The following is a 17,094-nucleotide window of genomic DNA, read 5'->3' on the forward strand; positions in this document are numbered from 1 at the left end:
TTTAATTATAACAGGTATACCATTTGCGCTCCTAAATGGTCAATAAAAACGTGCTTAAATATGTTATAATTATTGTTTTCTCTTCTTTATAGCTTCTTGAATATTCTTTAAATTCCTTCTCGAAACTGTTACATGCTTGCCATTGAACCATACAGTTCTGTTTTCATCATCTAACTTGGTTATCTTGTTTGTATTGACCAAGTTCACCCTATCCAACAATCTGAAACCGAATGGGTGAAGCCAAATCCTCAATTCCTCCATTGTGACTACCTGATAGAAGGATTTTTCCGCTGTGTAGAAACGAGGCAACTTCCCATCAACCGCGATCCATAATACATCTTCAAGAAGGTTGAACTTTTCAACTTCCACTATTCCAATGTTTGCATCTATCCCGTTTAGCTCCATGCTCATACCCCTATATGCTCATCTACGTTGTTAATTTGCCCGTGATTGCTTCAAGTTATGCCGAAGGATGAAAAAAGCATATAGTGAAAAACACAAGGCTTTTTTTCATGGTACAATCTGTCACCCTCTGCTAAAATAAAGGTAACAATAACCAAAGGGTGATGATCATGGGAGCGAAAAACAAAGTCATTGCGGGAGATTATGAAGGAAATCAGGTGTCGACCGCATTAGGGATAGTCAATATATCAACTGGCTTCTGGTCAGCTATATCAGTTGATAAAAACACGGTCGAAAATTATGAAGTGATGGACGAAGAATCTAGGAAGAGTGCTACAAGCGCAGTTGGTCGCGGTCTTGTCGGAGGATTACTATTAGGGCCTGTTGGGATGTTGGCTGGACTTTCTGCCAAAAAGAAAGGTGTTTACATAATCGCTTTGGAGTTCAAAGATGGGAAGAAATCATTACTTGAAGTGGATGACAAGATTTATAAAGCGCTACTCAAAAGGTTATTTTAACGAAAAGAGCCGAGGGATGCTTTCCCATACGGCTCTTTGTCATTATATAACATTTTATGATTTCTGGATAGATACCTTGCGTTCCTTGCCATTCCATCCTGTTACTTTCGCTCCGCAAGCTTCTACCACTTCACGAACTGGCGCATAAGTGACATCACGAACCAATCGACTGCCAATGATAGGCCGTCCGTTTACAATGGCGTATGTGCCATTGTAGCTCACCTTCGCCCCAAGCACTTCAGCCAATTTGCGCACCGGAACCGTAACAAGGCTATTCATAAACGATCCTACGCATATCGTTTTGCCATTCATTACAACTAATGCTTCCGCGTTAGGTTGTTGCAACTTTCGCAGCTCGTCGCGTACCATTTGCAGGAAACGATCCCAGTATGGAAGGAGCTGCGATGGGCATTGCTTGCCCGACCACTTCTTGTGGGGCACAACTCGACTGATATCGAGTTTGTACTTATCCAGCAGCTTCGCAACTAACCAAGCTGTATTACGCCAGCACTGCTCTGTGTTCATCTTTAGGTACATACACACCTCAATGCCGATGCTTGTCCGGTTTCCGGGGCCGTTACTATCCCCCGCGTGCCATCCCTGCTCATTATCACGCAAATGCTGGTAGATGCCCTTGTCATCTACGGTATAGTGCCATGAAGCTTGGCGACCGCCGCTGCCATTCAAGATATAACGAGCATGGGATTCCGCTGTTCCCTGTAAGTTGTCAGTGTTGTGGATTGTAAGCCATTGCGGCTGTTCCATTAACTTATTCGGCTTGTTCTGTCTTCCATCAGGAAGTAGGCGTTGTCTAATTTCCAACATTTTTAGCATCCTTTCTGCTCGTTGCTCGAGCAAGCTTATTTTCGAGTTCTGACTTTGCCCATTCCATCAACTTTGTAACGATCCAGTCCGGGAAGTAACCGCCCCAGCCTGCCCGCAGCGCATTCGCCGTCATTGACTGAATTGTGTGGTACAGTACACCGAATGCGAATAGACCAAAGACAATATCGGGAATGCCTAATGCAACATCGAGCAAATGACCGCCTGCAGGAAGCAACAGGATAAAAAAGTACGTGGAATACCTGCTAAACCATAATTGCTTGCATATGAACCATCTTTACGTGCAGCACTAATTCCAGTGAGCCAGTCCAATGCAATAAAGAAGAGTAAGGCAAACATTGCCCCTGTTACTATTTGGCCGCTCCCATACAAAAATTGAAGCGAGGGTACGACGATTGCGCCGACACCAGAAAACCAATTCAAACTTTTTACTTCCACTTCATTTCCTCCTCGGATTAAAGTAGCCCTTGGAATCCCAAGGGCATAATAAAAGCGCCACCTATGCGGTAGCGCCTTATTTCTTAAAGTCTTTCCCCGTAATTTCTTTGTACTGTTCTGGTGTAATTTCTCCGAACTGATTCGCATCTGTCTTTACGGCTGCACATAGTCCATCTGCATCTATCCATTTACAATCAAAAGCAAGCTTCCAAAAACTCATGCTGTTTGTCCCCCTTTTAGCTGCATGATTTCGAGTTTGGCCTTTGTAAGCTCCCGGCCAAGCCCGTCGATAATGCTCTGCTGCTGGATATTCTTAATCTTCATCTGTGTGAATTCTTGGCCGAGTACATCGGTCTGTGAAGGCTGCGGTTTCGGCTTTAGTGCTTCGATTTCCTCGCCAGTCAATCCATTCCGCCAAAAGCTTGAGCCATCAACACTCTTAGGCGGTTGCGGAGTTTGATCCTCACCTTCTGGATCGTGCAAAGCCATTGCGTTGAGGTATTTCGCATATGCTGCCTCGTACGCCTTCATAGCCTTACGATATCCGGTGACATCGAATATCGGCTCGTACAGTCCGTCAGGCAACGTAACGGCCACCGTATATCCGATTAGCACCGTTTCCGGCTCGTCAGACTCAGCTGCAGCCTGTGGCGTTTCATCCTCCGTTTTGACTGGTTCCAGCCTATCAAAAACGCCCGTCACGGAGTCCGCAACGAGCGTTGGTTCGATGTATCGACCGTTAAGGTCAGTTATGATTGCTTCTTTCACTTTGCGTCCTCCTTATTGTTCTGCTTGGAAAATAGTCGAAACGATTACCCAAAAGTTCCCGCCACCATCCATCGATACAACACCATTACGATTAATATCCAGACGATACGGAACTTGAACATCTCCGTCAAAAGACAACGATGATTCCGATACTGGCGCGTTTGGTCGGTATCCTTTTGGCAGATTAAAAATTGCCTTGCCTACTACGCCAGAGGAAACCATCCCTCGGATGTGTACGAATCCATTTGGATCTTTTGTATACTCGACCTTCCCTCCGCTAAAACCTTTCCAGTCGTTTAGCAGTGTAGAGGTAATCCACTGAGGCGCGTCCTTCTCCGCTTTCTTCGTCTCAACTACGCTCAACCGCCGCTCTGCATCACTTGCCCACGATACCATATCCGTTACCGTGCCGCGTAGATTCACCGCTATGCTACCGCTGATTGGTGCTGTTAGCGTTGAGTCTAGCATCGTGTATGTGACGTGGTAGACTGCGTTTGGGTCGTAATCTGATGTCTTCGCGAATCCATACCCTAATGTTCCAACATACTCTGATTTCGGATTCCTGCGTTCAAGCGAATACGTAACATCTCTCATGTTGTTTCGGAACACAGATGACATAGAATCAACTCGATACTTTGTCGGGTTCGATAATGTATTTATAGAATATGTACCGTCACCGTTTGGATATGGATTCGTCTTCTCACGGATCACAATGCCTCTGCCGACTTCAACCATATTCCAGCCTTTTAAGAACGTCAGACCAGTTTCGTAATTCTTGACGGCCTCTACGGTTGGCTTAGCTTTTAGATATTGGAGACGGTATGGCTGCCATTGACTGTTGATTGGCGCTTGTGTCGTTGGTACAGTTGTATGCGTGCCATTACCATACGTCCCATCATCCTGCCTCATTACCCATGCTTTTGTTCCAGTTCCTCCGTTAAATGTTCCGCTTACATCCTTGCCCCACTCAAACATCTTCCAGCCGTTAAAATACGCCTTGATTTCGTCGGCTGTCGGCGTGTAGCTGTCGCCCCATCCGCTGTCAGTGTTGGATACCGTCAACTGAATCCTGTTAATATCAACGGCAAATTCATCTTTTCCCCAACCATTATTAGTCGAATTAAAAAGATTTAATTTAGTACCGTCGTATTTAATGAGTTCCCCAGACCAGTTAGTATTACTATCAGGATACGACGTCTTATTTTTCGCTATAGATACGACTTTAAAAGTATTATCTCCATAAGAAACATGCTCCCACGGTAGCCATCCGTCCAACGTTATCTTTGCCCACTTTTCCAGCACATACGGTAATCCATCGTCACCCACGTAAAGCACGTCTGTATTCGTCCCGTCCACCGGATTAGCAGCAAGCTGGCATTCGGCTGCCCACATGCTTCGAGATTGCGGCGTAAATGGATGCGGTTTATCGCCGGGAACGAGCATCGGGTTTTTGAACGTATAGGATCCAGCTCCTTTCGGACCGTTACCTATGATTACATTTACGTATTTTGCATTTTTCTGCGTGGTAATGTGTAACTCCTTATCGACAACATACCCGGAGTTCTGAAGCAGGTTCCCGTCGATGTCCATGTCCTGTAAGGCAACCGCACCATCATGTTCAACCGTCAGCGTATATTGGGAGTTTGGCACGCACGGTACGCGGAATGACCACCCCATACTATCTGCTGTTGCATTTAATACCGCCTGATATGAACTCGATGGCGACTGACCTATACCGTGATACAGCGTTGCTTCCGTAAACGGAGGCAATAGGTTTCCACCCGTCGCGATAGCATACGGATTCGTGACGTTGGTCATGCTGTCTACGTATGGGTAGCGTGCTGCTACTTGTTCGGCTGACATGGCGTTTACTTTTACCAAATCTGACGAGGTGATTTCATAAACGCGTACTAACTCAAAGTTGCCACCTGAGATGTTTTTACTCCCACTTGGCGCGGTGATCGTTACCTTGATTGTCATACTCGTGGCGTTTTGGTCGCAAAGTAGCCCCTTAAAGATGGTTAACGTTTTTTGACGATCGGTAAAGCTTCCGATTTCTTTAGCGGTAGTTCCCATTATCGCTTCTATTTTGATATACGCCGAGTCCCGATTATAGAGTTTCCCTACTACGAGATAAGCCTTCCCCCCAGTAACCTTAACTGGGTCGAAGCTGAACGATGCGGTAGTGCTAGTTTCTGTTGTTTCTAAATTTCGTTTCTTACCACCGGAGCTCCCGAGTAGGTTGATCAACGTGCGACCGCGAATCTCACCCACGCGAAACGGTACAGTATCCGGTGCATCTACTATTTGGATACCTGGTTGTAATTCGATTTCTCGCTGTTTCGATTCGATCACTGACGCGTCAAAATCTGCCTTCTTCACCGCGCCAATTTTATCAGCTGTTAAGTCTTTTTTTTCAGCTGCATTCTCTTGAAGTTCTTTCAGCGCCTCGTAAGTCGTGTTCATTTGCCAATTTAGCCAATCTGCGGGTGGTCTGTCTTCTACTTCCCATCCCTTCGCCCTCTTGGATTCTGGCGGTTGTATCCCTGTCGCTTTCCATTCTGGAAGTTGCTTTTCAAATCCCATGATGTCCCTCCTTAAATCGGCAACTCATAATCATTACCCGGCACAAATACCGTGCCAAGCTTGCCCCCAGTTGTCATTCCAATATCTGAGAGGCCGAATTTACTCTTTTCAACTTCTGAACGCCTAGAAGATAATAAAAATGTACCGGATAAATCAATCTGCGACACTCGGACTCCCGCGGCTACTGTCTTCTGGATTACCTGCGCAAACTGATACGGAGACATTCCAACTTCATTTAGCCGCATTATCGGCACACGTAGCAAGGAAAGAGCTGCTGGTTCGGGTTCGTTTTGATCGGTATACTTTTCCTCGATCCGTATTTCCTGATAGTCGCAATCAAGTGCTAGTGCTAATACTTCTATAATTGTGTTAATGTCTGTTTTTGATAGGTTTCTGGCAACCTTTGATTTCAGCAAGATCCGATAAATTTCATCGGTAGAAGCCCCGCGAGGCTGCACTATGTTTTCCCCTATCTTATCTAATGTTGTACCTTGTGCCTTGTCCAAATCACGCCATTCATCCACTTTTACAAGAGTTTGTTCGACGTTTTGCAATTGATAATGCAGGATGGAAACTAACTTTCCTAGATTGCTGTTGGGATCTTTGTTGTACACGTCCGTAAATCTTCTCAACATGTCCTTAAAACTAAACATGGGACACCTCTATATTGCTGTCTTTGATTCTCGCTACTTGATGAGCTGCTATATCAACGTTTTTTGCGTTGCCATTCAATAACAACTCAACATCATCAACACCTGGCACTTTGTATAACGCACTAATTAGTTTGTTATAGACCACATCCGCACCCATTGACAAGCCGTTATAATACTTGCCATCAAACTCTCCGCCGATGTATTGGACTATTTCATTCTTCACCCTCTCGATCCCATCTGCCGGAAATTCAAATGTTCGTTTAATCTTGACTTTCACATCCATAGGAACTTCTTCTGCGCGGCTAAATTTCACTTTATGAATGTAGCCAGCAACGTCAGTTACATCACGGATTATATCCCCGTGCGCTTCTATTCCCCCTGCCTTTGTTGCAAAGATGGTGTTCGCTATTTCCTGTTCGTCTCCGCCAAGCACATAGCACTGGAATGACTTACCCGGCCTACCTGCTACATCAGTTGTAAGTGAGCTATTTTCAATGACGGCGACTGCCCGGACGCTCGGGAGCCGTAACAAAGCTCCTCGCAAAGCATCGACCGATGCAGCACCTCCGCCAGCGACAGAAAGTTGGAATCGTGTGCGGAACTCCGAATCCGTTTCCCTCTCTCGCCCGCCAGTGGTTGGACGCTCGTTTGTGATACTCTTAATATTTGTGTCGGGGTTCAGCAACATGATCACTGTTCCGGTCGCTACGTTCCAACCACTACCCGGCTCTTGCGCCATGATTTCTCCAACGCCCCGTCCTGTATCATCAAGCGTGATATCATCAGTGAGATTAAAATATTTGCCCGATGTCGTCCCGAGCACTGTTCCTTCATAGATCGTATATCCAGGAGTGCCAGAAAACGATACCTCGCCATATGCGAATTGCTCCTGAAATCTCTTGATTCCTACTAACGGAGCAATTCTATCAAGCGATACGCCAGTGGCGGTGTCACGGTAACCGCTATAATAAACTTGTTCTGCCCCTTGCCAAACGTGGGAAAGGAAGAAGGCGAAAATTCGCAAGATCATCCCGAGCGGAGATAGTGCCGATGTATTCACCGTTTCCCCATATTTCGCCCTAGCCTGTTCCTCCATCTGCTCCAATAGATCGCTATATCGCATGCGTTTGAAACCTTTTTCATCAAGCATCTAATATCACCTCGCTTTCAATTTTTTCTCCATCTGTCGCAGTCGCAGAGAAGGATATATAGAGCATACGGTTTGCACGGTCAAATCTAATTTCGATGTTATCGACTTTCTGTATTTGTTCCACCTGCTCAAGAGCGGCGTACACAGCCGCGCGAATGGCCTCCTCGTTCGGTTGCTTCTGCAACAGAACATCATAATCCGTACCCGCTTCCGGATCTAAAAACCACTCATTCAGATTCGTGCCCAAAACGATACGGACTTGCTGAACAACTTCATCCTTCCCGGATACCATTTGCATATCATCATTGACGATCACAATGTCGCCTGTTTCGTCTAACTTGAAGTTGTTCACGATATCACCCCGACCACGACCGCATCCGTTAAGCTATGTCTCCGGCGCGAGTCAGGAAACGCTATGCTACCGGATAAGCTCTGATCCATAGCTCGCTCCACGCATACGAGTAGAACCACATCGCCTTGCTTTAAAACAGGTATGCACTCCCTTTCGGCTCCATCTATTTCATAACGTTGGAACATTACTGGCACATCAGTCAGAACCGCGTGTGGTGACGGCTGCTTTCCCATCATCTTTTGCATGATAAGCGGCTGAATAGTTGCCCGTCTCCGCACCCTGTCGTATGCCTCCACTTTCCCAATAGTGGACGTGTGGAGCTGCCGTAGTGCATTTTCAAGCCACCCATTCAAGCTTTCATCTAGCTTCGCCATTTAGAACACCGCCTCCACTTCTGTTGTGAAGTCACTTCCAGTGTAAGAGTGTCGTCCGCTTCGGACTCGCATTGAAGCCTCGACAACACGGCTTTCTATTGTAATCAAGCTTCCGGTGGTCAACCGATGGTTTAACAGACATCGAGCTTGGAATCCTGCCCCGCCATCATCTGAAAAGAAGGTGGGAGTGCCTAGCAGCCCTGTTTTCGGAGAAAGAACAAAATTTGTCACATCTCCTTGTGATAGTGGACGAATATACAAGCGACCTTTCAAAATATAGAATGACGTTTGACAGTCCGCCGCTATCCTTTTGATAGCTTCAATAACAGAACCTTCAACCGTCATTCCCTCGCTGTATGTGACATCCTTTACTAAATTCATTGCTGCAGCAGACAACTTGCCTCGCTTCATCAAGTCTTTGATAATGGTGGATGCTTTTGTGTTTTTGGCATAGGAGATACTGGGCACTGTCCGTTCATCTAAAGGCTCTGAATCTAATACAGTGAACGAAGTTACTTTATCGGGACCATCCCACCGCGTTTCATAAAACGCTATGAACCCGGATAGGATTGTTCCTACATCCCCTTTATATCCTGCATTCAGCACAACTTTTGAGTAATGGGCGATGTTGTTTATCGTGTTATCGCTCAGATTGTAAATATCAACCCGCGCCTCATTTGGATCTGGCGAGTCTGAAAATGGAACATCAAAATGAATTTCAAGATCTGGTGTCTTTAATGTTTTCCCGCCTACTATTAGCTCAACAACACGGCCATATGATTCACTCATCTTCTTCCCCCTCTCCTTCTCCATATGCAAGGAACACAGTTTCTCCGAAGTTGTCCCATGTCACGGCCGTTTCCTTGCCAGCTTCATCAAACGGAACGATCAAAGGGACAGGGAAACGATGATCTTCAATTCCAGTGAAGACAGGAACACCATATACGAGCTTCGCACCCTGAACTAAAACATCATCGTCTTTGATAAGATCAATTGTGAAAAAATCAAAACGCTCGTTGTAGTTAACTTCGAATGAGAAGAGATCTACGCCGAGCGCTATGTCAAATTGATAAGGTATGTTCTCTTTTTCAATCGGGATGAACTCCATAACGCCTCCTATCCGACTATGACAACCATACCTGGTTTAAGTCTCGTTCCTTTTGGTATCTGTGGATTCCATGAGCGTAATGTTTTCAAGGGAACTTTGTACGTATAAGCAAGCGCCTCCCATGTTTGATTGTCCCTTACAGTGTGCTTCTTGCCTGTTGGTCCTTTATTTTTTGATTTCCCCTTGGCTCCAGTCGACTTCCCTTTTCCTTTGCTCTGGTTCTTGCTCTTTTTTGTTGTCTTGGTTTGCTTGCGGCCTGACTTATTCAAAACCTTTACAATCGTTTGCGTCTTTGTGGGGAGCTTCTTCGAAAACAACGGTTTTACTTTTTTGATCTCCTGCAACTGCATTGTAAATCCCATGCCGGCTGCATTTGTATATTCGTGCGTGCTCTCGAAGGAGACGATAACACAGTTTACAAAGGAGTTACGGCCAATATACTTGACTGTAGCCCCTGCATTCATTTTTGCAAGCAACTCATTTCGTATTTTGGACGCGTCATTTATAAGTAGCCCGGTAATGTTCAATGTGATCAATTGCGGTTCTACGTGATCCGTAATTGCCGCCCCGCCCTCGATAGGGTATGTAGATACCCTAACCGAGTATGACGGCTTCTCGCTCGTCACATGGATGCTAATGCCGTCGATAGTCGCCATGTATCTATCACCCCTCGATATATTGCGGATTCTTTATACCAAATGACTTGAATAGTTGTTCCAACTCTTTCTTTACCTCTTGAGCCACATCTTTTGCAGCACCAGCGCCTTGCCCGCCTTCGATTTTAATTTCAATCTTTGGCGAAATAACGTTCTTGCTTTGCGTTGAGCTATGACTGTATGTTGGCGCCAGCCCCTGCGTATCCGGCTGTGATACTTCCGGTGAAGTTGCAGCCGATGCCATACCATTCACCGCGTGCGTGATTTCCGGGATTTTATCTTGGATACCTATCTGGAATCCCTCGGATGTATATTGTCCAAGCTTCTTCATCACACGGGAAGGCGAATGAATATCTAGTGCGCCAGTGATACCGTCCTTGACGGTGTTCGCTACATTTGATACCGCATCACCCACAGCACTGACAGTTCCCTTCACACCATCCACAAAACCTTGAATCGCATTCTTGCCCATTTCCCACATCTTGTTTGGCAAATCCGCAACCCAATCAATAGCGCCTTGTATAGCTTCTACAATGGCATCCCAGATTCTAGTGCTCGTGTCCTTTATGCCGTTCCATGTGTTTGAGAAGAATGTTTTTATTCCATTCCACACAGTCTCTGTTGCTGTCTTAATGGTTTCCCATGCTCCGTCAAGGCCGCCTTTGATAGCCTCAAGTGTACCGGAGAAGATGAGTTTTATTCCTTCCCACGCCCGTCCAATTGCTCCCTTGATGTTTTCCCAAATCTGTACGGCGTGTTCCTTCATGGCGCTAAAGTTGCCCGTGAACAGATCCATTATCAACAGGATTGCGCCGAGGAAGATGTTTTTAATCACTTCCCATGCCGCACTAAAATATATCTTCAACCCTTCCCAAATCATCCGGACACCACTTACGACTCGGGCGAATGAAGCTCGGATATTTTCAATGAATGGTGAAATTATCGCCACAACCATGCTGACGATTGAATTCCATAAGGTTATGGCAGTGGTTTTGATTGAATTCCATGTATTTGTAAGGAAGCCCAAGATTGAGTTCCAAGAATCCGTAAACCATTGCGAAATAGACGTCCAAAGGTTTTTGAAAAACGCGGTTATTGGCTTCCAATACTTAATAATCAAATAAGCAGCTGCAGCGACCGCAGCAACCACTGCAATGATTCCCAGCATCGGACCCGATAAACCCATGATGATTGGTCGAACTGCCGATAGCATTTTGAACCCGGCGACAACATTGGGAATGAATGATACTAGAATCGTTAAAGCCCCACCTAATAACAGAACTGCTCCAGCGATTGCAGCGAAAATAGCAATGCCTTGTTTTAGGCCATCCGGCAATGCGTTGAATTTATCAACTAAGCCATTGACGTATTCGGCTAGTTTTGTAAGGACTGGAATAAATGTTTCCCCGATGGATAACCTTGCGCCCTCCATAGCAGAGCTTACCTTTTCCATTGCACCATTGAGATTATCTAGCTGTTTATCTGCGATTGTCTTCGCAACCCCGCCGCTCTTTTCAAGATTTCCGCGAAACGCTTCCAACGCTGGTTGTCCTGAATCCATCAGAGCAAGGAAGGCACTTGCTGCCTCGGTGCCGACTACTGTAGATACTGCGGCCAATCTTTGCGCGTCTGTCAGACCTTTTGTCTTCTCCACAAACTGCCCGACCACATTAGAAAGCGGCAGAACCTTTCCCGCTTGATCCGCGACACTGACGCCTAATTGATCCAGAACGTCTGCCGCTTCCTTCGACGGCTTTGCCAATCTAATCATGCTTGCTCGTAGTGCTGTACCCGCTTCACTACCCTGAATACCAGCATTACCGAGCATCGCAGTTGCTGCGGCCATCTCTTCAAGCGACTGACCGGACGCTTTAGCGATAGGAGCAATATATTTCATGGTATCGCCCAGCATGTTCAAGTCCGTGTTTGAGTTGGTGAATGTGGCGGTCAGGATATCTGCTACCTTTGTTGTATCCTTTGCTGCAATACCAAAGCCCGTAAGGATGTTGGAAGTAATGTCTGCCGCTCGTCCGAGGTCGATCTGTCCCGCCGCGGCAGTATCAAGCAGCCCTGGCATGGCTGCAATCGTATCATTGGTTTGAAATCCAGCCATAGCCAGGTACTGCATGCCTTCTGCTGCTTGGCTGGACGTGAATACTGTTGCGGCGCCGAGTTGCTTTGCGGTATCAGTAAGGCGCTGCATTTCCTCGGTGGATGCCCCTGACAATGCACCGACACGTGACATAGACGATTCGAAATCTGCTGCCAATTTAATCGACGAGCCGATCCCAGCGGTCAGAATGCCGCCAGCAGCCCCCATTGCTACACCAGCTACTCGAACATTACCCGATGCTTGATCGAGTTGATCTAGCGCCTTTAAGGAGCCTCTTGAGAAGTCACCGTACTTGTCACGCAACTTAGACATTTCTTGAGCTGCGCGGGAAGCCGCTTTTGATTGTTTCTCAACAGCTGCCGTAACGCTTGCGGCTGACTGTTTAACCCTATTGCCAGCAGCCGCCGCTTGTTCTTGAGCAATCCGGAATTTTTCTTCTGCTTTCTGTGCGCGAACGGCTGCGGCAGTAGCTTTTTCATTGGCTGACTGCGCACGCTGAACAGCTTTGACCACTTTCTCTTGGGCGCTCGTCGATACCATCGCGATATCAGCAGCCCGTGCAGTCGCGGCTCTAGCCTTCTCGGTCGCCTTGGCTGCTGCTTCGTTAGCAGCTTTAACGCGTTCAGATGCTTTTGTCAGTTTTTCATTGGCCGCTGCTGCTTTCTGTGCCGCCTTTGCCGCTTGCTCAGATGCCGCTTGCGACTTAGAAACCGCCGTTGTCATACCGGAAGACTTATCCGCCATGCCCTGCATGGCTTTGCCAGCCTTCCCCATACTTGTATCCATTCGGTCAAAAACTTTCGAGTTTACACCAGATAGCTTGTTTAGCCTTTTGTCCAGCATTTCAAGAGGGCTTGTGCTGATGTTATATCCAACGTCTACCGTCATTTTGCGGAGTGACATTATCTCGCCCCCTTCTTGCCTTTTGGTTTCTGCTGCTCGGCTAAGATGTCAATTGCTGCGTTTGCTTCATACAGCTCATCCCAATCCATTTCGGCTGCATCGCCGTAGCTGATCCCTCCGTCGGAAAGAACAACGCGCCAGAAGATCCAATTCTCCTTGGCGCGTTGTTTATATTCTGAATTACTTGTCGCTGGGCGGATTCAAGAATTCAACCGCCGCAAGCATCACGTCATCGAATGCTTCTGGATGCTCATCGAAGTAATCCCAGCTTACTTTCGGCTGCACAATTACGTGTGTCATCAGTTCGTTGTAGTATTTTTCCTCTACCAATTGCCCTGCTTTATTTTTGGAACGGTCACGCAGTCGCACCGACTCGCGCACGCCTGGATGCTGGAATGTATACTCTACACCTTGAATTGTTTCAGTTGCTTGCTTCTTTGCCATGTAAATCACTTCTCCTTTTGTCTAATTGGATTAAAAAGAACCGCTGTAATGGCGGCTCTTAGTTCTCTACCGTATAGTCGAATACTTGTAATTCAAATTCTCGATCCTCTGCCTCGTTGCTGTAACTCGATGTAGCCGGCTTCTTAATTCGCGCACGGCTGCCACCGAACTTCTCCTTTGGTGTCCCGTTATAAATGACCCATACCGGAACTTCTTTTTTCGTATTGGCAAGCTTATTCAAAAAGGAGACGGATGGAGATGTTTGCTGCAACGTGATCGTAATCGTTCCAAGTGGGTTGTTTACCTCACTTACAACCACATCCCCTTGAGCTCCGACCGAAGCAGAAAAGTTTTCCTCGTCCTTCTCCCCTTCGACCATGCTCCCGTCAGCAAAGCCCGTAATAAACGTCTCGTCCACCATCACCGTTACGTCCATTGCATCATAATTAGTTGACATGTTCTATTTCACCTCACTTAGAATCTGATCGACCCTTTGATTTTCACGCCATGAACAGCACCAGCCAGCTCAAATTCGAACGAACCCTCGTTGTATTCCCGCTTCGCTCGAATATCAGCAGGAATCTCGCTGCGCTTCTTAAAGTTCACCGAATACAGAGGAAGCCCATTTTCATCCGCTGCAATAACCCCATTGTTAAATGCTTCTTTCAGCACGCTTGTACATTGCGCTTCGATAAGGGCGATCCCTGCATCTGTATATGGGATCTTGGGTGTATTGTTGAGTAATTGCTGCAACTTATATTCCATGTTGAACTTCACGTAATCTTTAGCGTGAATGATGTCGATGTACACACCAGTTGATGTTATCCCCTCACTGGTTCCACCACGCCCTGCCTTCTGTACATAAGTGATTGCCCCAGCTTCATGTACGGCCGTTAATTCACCAGTAGAAAGCTCCATAGGTGATAAGCCTTTGATTTCTTTAAACTTCCAAGTAACCGAGCCGACGGGAGCCGCAGCGACTGCACCGATCAAGCCCGCTTCCGGGTACTTATTTACTTCTTTGTGGTAGACCACAACGGTTCGTTCCTTACCCGCTTTCTTGATCTCTGCGGCATCCTCGACTTTATCCGTTCTCGTAAAAAACATCTTCGAACCATCAAGCTCAATCATTTCTGAAATCTTCAAAACATCTTCTTTTACGGCACTAGTGCTAATCAGGAAATACCAATCTTTATCGAGTAGTGTTTCGAGCGCATCCGTAACAAGCCCATCTTTCACCACTGAATCACGGCATGCAATCGCGATTTTTGCAGGGCGGTTATCCCCTTGTTCGAATATCGCTTTTGCCGCTTCATACTCGGGCGTTTTATCTGTGAAGTCCTTTTTGATTTCTTCCAGTTCATAATAATATTTCAGGTCATGCCCCTTTGCCTTAGAGCCATAAATCAATGGTGTACCAAATCCCAATCTCCCGATTGGTTGGACAAGATCGATTGTAACTGTAACGTCCTTGAGTGTACCCAAATAACTCACCCTTTCGTTTTGATTTTTGCGATCATGTCTTCCTTGTACTCAATTACATCCATCATTCGCAGTTGAACATCAAAGCCAACTTTTCGCTCGTATTCGTAAGTAAGCAGCGTATCCCGCGCCGTCGTCTCTTCCAATTTCACAACTACAATACCTTGATCCTTGAGAGATACACGGCCATACCCCTGAAACCAGTCTCTCGCCTGTCCAGATATGCGAAAAGCATCTTGCGCCAACTTTGCATAACAAGTGATCGAAATCGTTGTTGCTGCTATTTTCTCGATCCTGTGACGATCGTTCGTAATGGAATGGTTGCCGTACGGTGACCTATCGATATATGGCGCTACAAATGTAAAGCCAATGAAAGGATATGGAGGCTGTGGCGCTGCTTGATCCGTCATGATAACAGGTATTCCAAGGTGCTTATGCAAATGACCGACGAACGCCTCTTTAATCTTCTGGTGATCAATCATGCACACTCACCCGCTTCAGCACATATCGGTTTACAGTCGTGTACCCGGCGTAATCGTTATCGTCTTGAGAGGTGTATTTCACACCTTCGTAAGTAACCTCGGTTTGCGATGGAATTTTGCGCTTCGTATACAAGTGACGATCCGCTTGGGTGTACATACCACCAGAAGCAAATACCACCCGTTCTGGCAGGGCGACAATCGCCCCGTAATCTGTTACTGTTTCCGTCTCGCCTCCAGCAATCCAATCACCCGTTGATTGATCCCAATGCCCTTCTGATTCTACAACCACTTGAAACGGCTTGCGAAAGCGGCGCAGTAATCCTTCAAATTGCCTTGGATTCATTTCATATGCACCTCATATTCCAATGTGTCCATCAATTTCTGTTCGTCAATCAATGGATGGTTGCCACCTTTGAGCTTTTGCGTTAGCTCCGCATTGGGTGCGAATGAACCCTTCTCGATGTGCGATTGTATATGCTTCTTGAGTTCCTTGGCCGCACGTTCCAATGCTTTCTCAGGTGTGATGGTTCCGTCAAGCGCCTGTCCCACCAGTGATTGCATGAGCTTGTTCAGCTCTCTCTCGTATGCATCGTAACCGGCGCGTAAGAAAGGACGCTCCGGGATAGAAATGAAATGGGTGTCATCTCGAAGATGAACACCCATCGTAAGTAGCTTTTTTCTCATTTTGTCGGTCACAGGTATATTGGCGCCGTATTCGTTAAAGACGGCTTTCAATACCTGCTCCCTATCACCTATCCATCCAACTTCTGCACGGGAGCGTGAAAGCTTCTCAGCCTGTTTCTTGTGCTTACGGAACTCTTTCTTGTCTTCTTTTACCTTAAGCTTGATGCGCATCAGTACCACCGCCCCACATAAGGATTAATTAGTGATACAACTGTTGGCGGCATTTGACTACTCTTGTCCGTTTGATGTTGGGCATAGGTGACTGACATTTCCCCTAATCGCTCCGTCTGGATACCAGTCGGTATGAATTGACTATCGTATAATGACTGAGCGTAAATAATACAAGCAAATTCCAATGATTCAGGGAGCGTCCTAGGTTCGTCTTTGGTTTCCTCTCCTGGTAGTACATACCCGCCAACATACGTAATGGTTAGGTTATGCTTCCCGCTAGGCCATCCACAAGAGCGATAGAGACGGCCTTCACCAACACTTTCAAAACCAGTCACAACCGAGTTGCTAGATTTCACTGATACCACATCGTGAACGGGGTAGTTCCTCAAATTGATATAAGGCGATTCGCCGTAACCGTTAAGCTGCTCCGTGTATGTTTGCTTTCGAAATGACCGTCTGCAATAATTCTCAATCCCTTGACTAGCAACCATTAGGTATAGTGTTAGCTCATCATCTGTCCCGATATCACCCATATGTCGTCTGAACTTTTCAAGGGTGGTGAGCATCACGTCTGCTCCGCCTTACTCTTTCCATTTGCCCCTTCAAGCTCTTCTACACGGGCAACTAATTTGTCCCATTCTTCTTTAGTAGGAAATCCGGGGTCACCTTTTGCCCCCGCTGAACCCTTAGCGCCTGTTTCTCCCTTTTCCCCTTGCACTCCCGCTTCGCCAGTCGAGCCAATCAGAGAAGTGAGCCATTCTTCCTCGGTGCCTTCAAAACCATGTTTCACTGCAATTTCATATGCTGATTGCCCGGCAGTTCTATCAGATGGAAGGCCTACACCAAAAAAGACTTCTTCACCATCTTTTGTAATGCGCCCGTCACCTACCAAGGCCAATTCGCCTTCGATTACCCAACGGCGGCCACCGGGTTCCTTGTAGTTCTTTGTCGTGTACATGCTATCACT

The 17,094-nt window shown here is 46.5% G+C and carries 24 protein-coding genes; 1 reads left to right on the plus strand and 23 read right to left on the minus strand.

What is annotated here, in order from left to right:
- Positions 1 to 69: 69 nt before the first annotated feature.
- Positions 70 to 405, minus strand: a complete 336-nt coding sequence (locus PAV_RS04735) for a LytTR family DNA-binding domain-containing protein (protein ID WP_005543972.1) — start codon at positions 403 to 405, stop codon at positions 70 to 72.
- 167 nt (positions 406 to 572) lie between these two features.
- Between PAV_RS04735 and PAV_RS04740 the strand changes: the two genes are divergently transcribed.
- The gene (locus PAV_RS04740; protein WP_005543974.1) at positions 573 to 920 is read left to right on the plus strand and encodes a hypothetical protein; all 348 of its coding nucleotides are present in this window, start codon (positions 573 to 575) and stop codon (positions 918 to 920) included.
- Positions 921 to 974: 54 nt separating this feature from the next.
- On the opposite strand, the gene PAV_RS04745 is transcribed toward PAV_RS04740, so the two are convergent.
- From PAV_RS04745 to PAV_RS32145, 22 genes are all read right to left on the minus strand, one after another.
- Positions 975 to 1,745, minus strand: coding sequence for an N-acetylmuramoyl-L-alanine amidase (locus tag PAV_RS04745; protein WP_005543976.1), 771 nt, complete (start codon positions 1,743 to 1,745; stop codon positions 975 to 977).
- Positions 1,732 to 1,959, minus strand: a complete 228-nt coding sequence (locus tag PAV_RS35895) for a hypothetical protein (protein WP_238555742.1) — start codon at positions 1,957 to 1,959, stop codon at positions 1,732 to 1,734. Before PAV_RS35895 ends, PAV_RS04745 begins: the two co-directional genes overlap by 14 nt.
- Positions 1,941 to 2,201, minus strand: coding sequence for a phage holin family protein (locus tag PAV_RS35900; protein ID WP_005543977.1), 261 nt, complete (start codon positions 2,199 to 2,201; stop codon positions 1,941 to 1,943). The genes PAV_RS35895 and PAV_RS35900 overlap by 19 nt, the downstream gene beginning before the upstream one ends.
- Before the next feature lie 76 nt (positions 2,202 to 2,277).
- Entirely contained in the window at positions 2,278 to 2,421 is a 144-nt protein-coding gene (locus tag PAV_RS04755; protein ID WP_005543978.1) for an XkdX family protein, read from the minus strand.
- On the minus strand, positions 2,418 to 2,969 hold the full coding sequence (locus PAV_RS04760) for an XkdW family protein (protein ID WP_005543979.1): 552 nt from the start codon (positions 2,967 to 2,969) through the stop codon (positions 2,418 to 2,420). The genes PAV_RS04755 and PAV_RS04760 overlap by 4 nt, the downstream gene beginning before the upstream one ends.
- 12 nt (positions 2,970 to 2,981) lie before the next feature.
- Positions 2,982 to 5,555, minus strand: a complete 2,574-nt coding sequence (locus PAV_RS04765; protein ID WP_005543980.1) for a hypothetical protein — start codon at positions 5,553 to 5,555, stop codon at positions 2,982 to 2,984.
- A gap of 11 nt (positions 5,556 to 5,566) precedes the next feature.
- Positions 5,567 to 6,208, minus strand: coding sequence for a hypothetical protein (locus PAV_RS04770; protein ID WP_005543981.1), 642 nt, complete (start codon positions 6,206 to 6,208; stop codon positions 5,567 to 5,569).
- Positions 6,201 to 7,358: a baseplate J/gp47 family protein gene (locus PAV_RS04775; protein WP_005543982.1), complete on the minus strand. Its 1,158-nt coding sequence runs from the start codon at positions 7,356 to 7,358 to the stop codon at positions 6,201 to 6,203. Before PAV_RS04775 ends, PAV_RS04770 begins: the two co-directional genes overlap by 8 nt.
- Complete coding sequence (locus PAV_RS04780; RefSeq protein ID WP_005543983.1) at positions 7,351 to 7,710, minus strand: DUF2634 domain-containing protein; 360 nt, start codon at positions 7,708 to 7,710, stop codon at positions 7,351 to 7,353. The genes PAV_RS04775 and PAV_RS04780 overlap by 8 nt, the downstream gene beginning before the upstream one ends.
- A complete protein-coding gene (locus PAV_RS04785; RefSeq protein ID WP_005543984.1) occupies positions 7,707 to 8,084 on the minus strand; it encodes a Gp138 family membrane-puncturing spike protein in 378 nt (125 codons plus the stop codon). Before PAV_RS04785 ends, PAV_RS04780 begins: the two co-directional genes overlap by 4 nt.
- Entirely contained in the window at positions 8,085 to 8,873 is a 789-nt protein-coding gene (locus tag PAV_RS04790; protein WP_005543987.1) for a phage protein, read from the minus strand.
- Positions 8,866 to 9,192: a phage baseplate plug family protein gene (locus tag PAV_RS04795; protein ID WP_005543989.1), complete on the minus strand. Its 327-nt coding sequence runs from the start codon at positions 9,190 to 9,192 to the stop codon at positions 8,866 to 8,868. Before PAV_RS04795 ends, PAV_RS04790 begins: the two co-directional genes overlap by 8 nt.
- Before the next feature lie 8 nt (positions 9,193 to 9,200).
- Complete coding sequence (locus PAV_RS04800) at positions 9,201 to 9,848, minus strand: LysM peptidoglycan-binding domain-containing protein (protein ID WP_005543991.1); 648 nt, start codon at positions 9,846 to 9,848, stop codon at positions 9,201 to 9,203.
- 7 nt (positions 9,849 to 9,855) lie between these two features.
- Positions 9,856 to 12,864 carry a phage tail tape measure protein gene (locus PAV_RS04805; RefSeq protein ID WP_005543993.1) on the minus strand — a complete coding sequence of 1,003 codons (3,009 nt, stop codon included), beginning with the start codon at positions 12,862 to 12,864 and terminating at the stop codon, positions 9,856 to 9,858.
- 180 nt (positions 12,865 to 13,044) lie between these two features.
- Entirely contained in the window at positions 13,045 to 13,308 is a 264-nt protein-coding gene (locus tag PAV_RS04810; RefSeq protein ID WP_005543996.1) for a hypothetical protein, read from the minus strand.
- Between the two features lie 58 nt (positions 13,309 to 13,366).
- Positions 13,367 to 13,765: a phage structural protein gene (locus PAV_RS04815; protein WP_005543998.1), complete on the minus strand. Its 399-nt coding sequence runs from the start codon at positions 13,763 to 13,765 to the stop codon at positions 13,367 to 13,369.
- A 17-nt stretch (positions 13,766 to 13,782) separates the two neighbouring features.
- On the minus strand, positions 13,783 to 14,802 hold the full coding sequence (locus tag PAV_RS04820) for a DUF3383 family protein (RefSeq protein WP_005544000.1): 1,020 nt from the start codon (positions 14,800 to 14,802) through the stop codon (positions 13,783 to 13,785).
- Positions 14,799 to 15,272: a phage neck terminator protein gene (locus PAV_RS04825; protein WP_005544002.1), complete on the minus strand. Its 474-nt coding sequence runs from the start codon at positions 15,270 to 15,272 to the stop codon at positions 14,799 to 14,801. The genes PAV_RS04820 and PAV_RS04825 overlap by 4 nt, the downstream gene beginning before the upstream one ends.
- The gene (locus PAV_RS04830; protein ID WP_005544003.1) at positions 15,265 to 15,615 is read right to left on the minus strand and encodes a hypothetical protein; all 351 of its coding nucleotides are present in this window, start codon (positions 15,613 to 15,615) and stop codon (positions 15,265 to 15,267) included. Before PAV_RS04830 ends, PAV_RS04825 begins: the two co-directional genes overlap by 8 nt.
- A complete protein-coding gene (locus PAV_RS04835) occupies positions 15,612 to 16,127 on the minus strand; it encodes a hypothetical protein (RefSeq protein ID WP_005544004.1) in 516 nt (171 codons plus the stop codon). The genes PAV_RS04830 and PAV_RS04835 overlap by 4 nt, the downstream gene beginning before the upstream one ends.
- A complete protein-coding gene (locus tag PAV_RS04840) occupies positions 16,127 to 16,693 on the minus strand; it encodes a head-tail connector protein (RefSeq protein WP_005544005.1) in 567 nt (188 codons plus the stop codon). The genes PAV_RS04835 and PAV_RS04840 overlap by 1 nt, the downstream gene beginning before the upstream one ends.
- Complete coding sequence (locus PAV_RS32145) at positions 16,693 to 17,085, minus strand: collagen-like triple helix repeat-containing protein (protein ID WP_005544006.1); 393 nt, start codon at positions 17,083 to 17,085, stop codon at positions 16,693 to 16,695. Before PAV_RS32145 ends, PAV_RS04840 begins: the two co-directional genes overlap by 1 nt.
- Positions 17,086 to 17,094: the final 9 nt, after the last annotated feature.

The sequence above is a fragment of the Paenibacillus alvei DSM 29 genome, from assembly GCF_000293805.1.
Lineage (GTDB): Bacteria > Bacillota > Bacilli > Paenibacillales > Paenibacillaceae > Paenibacillus_B > Paenibacillus_B alvei.

Bases quoted from the DNA above. Each gene is read 5' to 3' on its own strand.
- PAV_RS04735 (WP_005543972.1), bottom strand. From the start codon at position 405: ATGGAGCTAAACGGGATAGATGCAAACATTGGAATAGTGGAAGTTGAA.
- PAV_RS04740 (WP_005543974.1), top strand. From the start codon at position 573: ATGGGAGCGAAAAACAAAGTCATTGCGGGAGATTATGAAGGAAATCAG.
- PAV_RS04745 (WP_005543976.1), bottom strand. From the start codon at position 1,745: ATGTTGGAAATTAGACAACGCCTACTTCCTGATGGAAGACAGAACAAG.
- PAV_RS04755 (WP_005543978.1), bottom strand. From the start codon at position 2,421: ATGAGTTTTTGGAAGCTTGCTTTTGATTGTAAATGGATAGATGCAGAT.
- PAV_RS04765 (WP_005543980.1), bottom strand. From the start codon at position 5,555: ATGGGATTTGAAAAGCAACTTCCAGAATGGAAAGCGACAGGGATACAA.
- PAV_RS04770 (WP_005543981.1), bottom strand. From the start codon at position 6,208: ATGTTTAGTTTTAAGGACATGTTGAGAAGATTTACGGACGTGTACAAC.
- PAV_RS04775 (WP_005543982.1), bottom strand. From the start codon at position 7,358: ATGCTTGATGAAAAAGGTTTCAAACGCATGCGATATAGCGATCTATTG.
- PAV_RS04785 (WP_005543984.1), bottom strand. From the start codon at position 8,084: ATGGCGAAGCTAGATGAAAGCTTGAATGGGTGGCTTGAAAATGCACTA.
- PAV_RS04790 (WP_005543987.1), bottom strand. From the start codon at position 8,873: ATGAGTGAATCATATGGCCGTGTTGTTGAGCTAATAGTAGGCGGGAAA.
- PAV_RS04795 (WP_005543989.1), bottom strand. From the start codon at position 9,192: ATGGAGTTCATCCCGATTGAAAAAGAGAACATACCTTATCAATTTGAC.
- PAV_RS04800 (WP_005543991.1), bottom strand. From the start codon at position 9,848: ATGGCGACTATCGACGGCATTAGCATCCATGTGACGAGCGAGAAGCCG.
- PAV_RS04805 (WP_005543993.1), bottom strand. From the start codon at position 12,864: ATGTCACTCCGCAAAATGACGGTAGACGTTGGATATAACATCAGCACA.
- PAV_RS04810 (WP_005543996.1), bottom strand. From the start codon at position 13,308: ATGGCAAAGAAGCAAGCAACTGAAACAATTCAAGGTGTAGAGTATACA.
- PAV_RS04815 (WP_005543998.1), bottom strand. From the start codon at position 13,765: ATGTCAACTAATTATGATGCAATGGACGTAACGGTGATGGTGGACGAG.
- PAV_RS04825 (WP_005544002.1), bottom strand. From the start codon at position 15,272: ATGATTGATCACCAGAAGATTAAAGAGGCGTTCGTCGGTCATTTGCAT.
- PAV_RS04830 (WP_005544003.1), bottom strand. From the start codon at position 15,615: ATGAATCCAAGGCAATTTGAAGGATTACTGCGCCGCTTTCGCAAGCCG.
- PAV_RS04835 (WP_005544004.1), bottom strand. From the start codon at position 16,127: ATGCGCATCAAGCTTAAGGTAAAAGAAGACAAGAAAGAGTTCCGTAAG.
- PAV_RS04840 (WP_005544005.1), bottom strand. From the start codon at position 16,693: ATGCTCACCACCCTTGAAAAGTTCAGACGACATATGGGTGATATCGGG.
- PAV_RS32145 (WP_005544006.1), bottom strand. From the start codon at position 17,085: ATGTACACGACAAAGAACTACAAGGAACCCGGTGGCCGCCGTTGGGTA.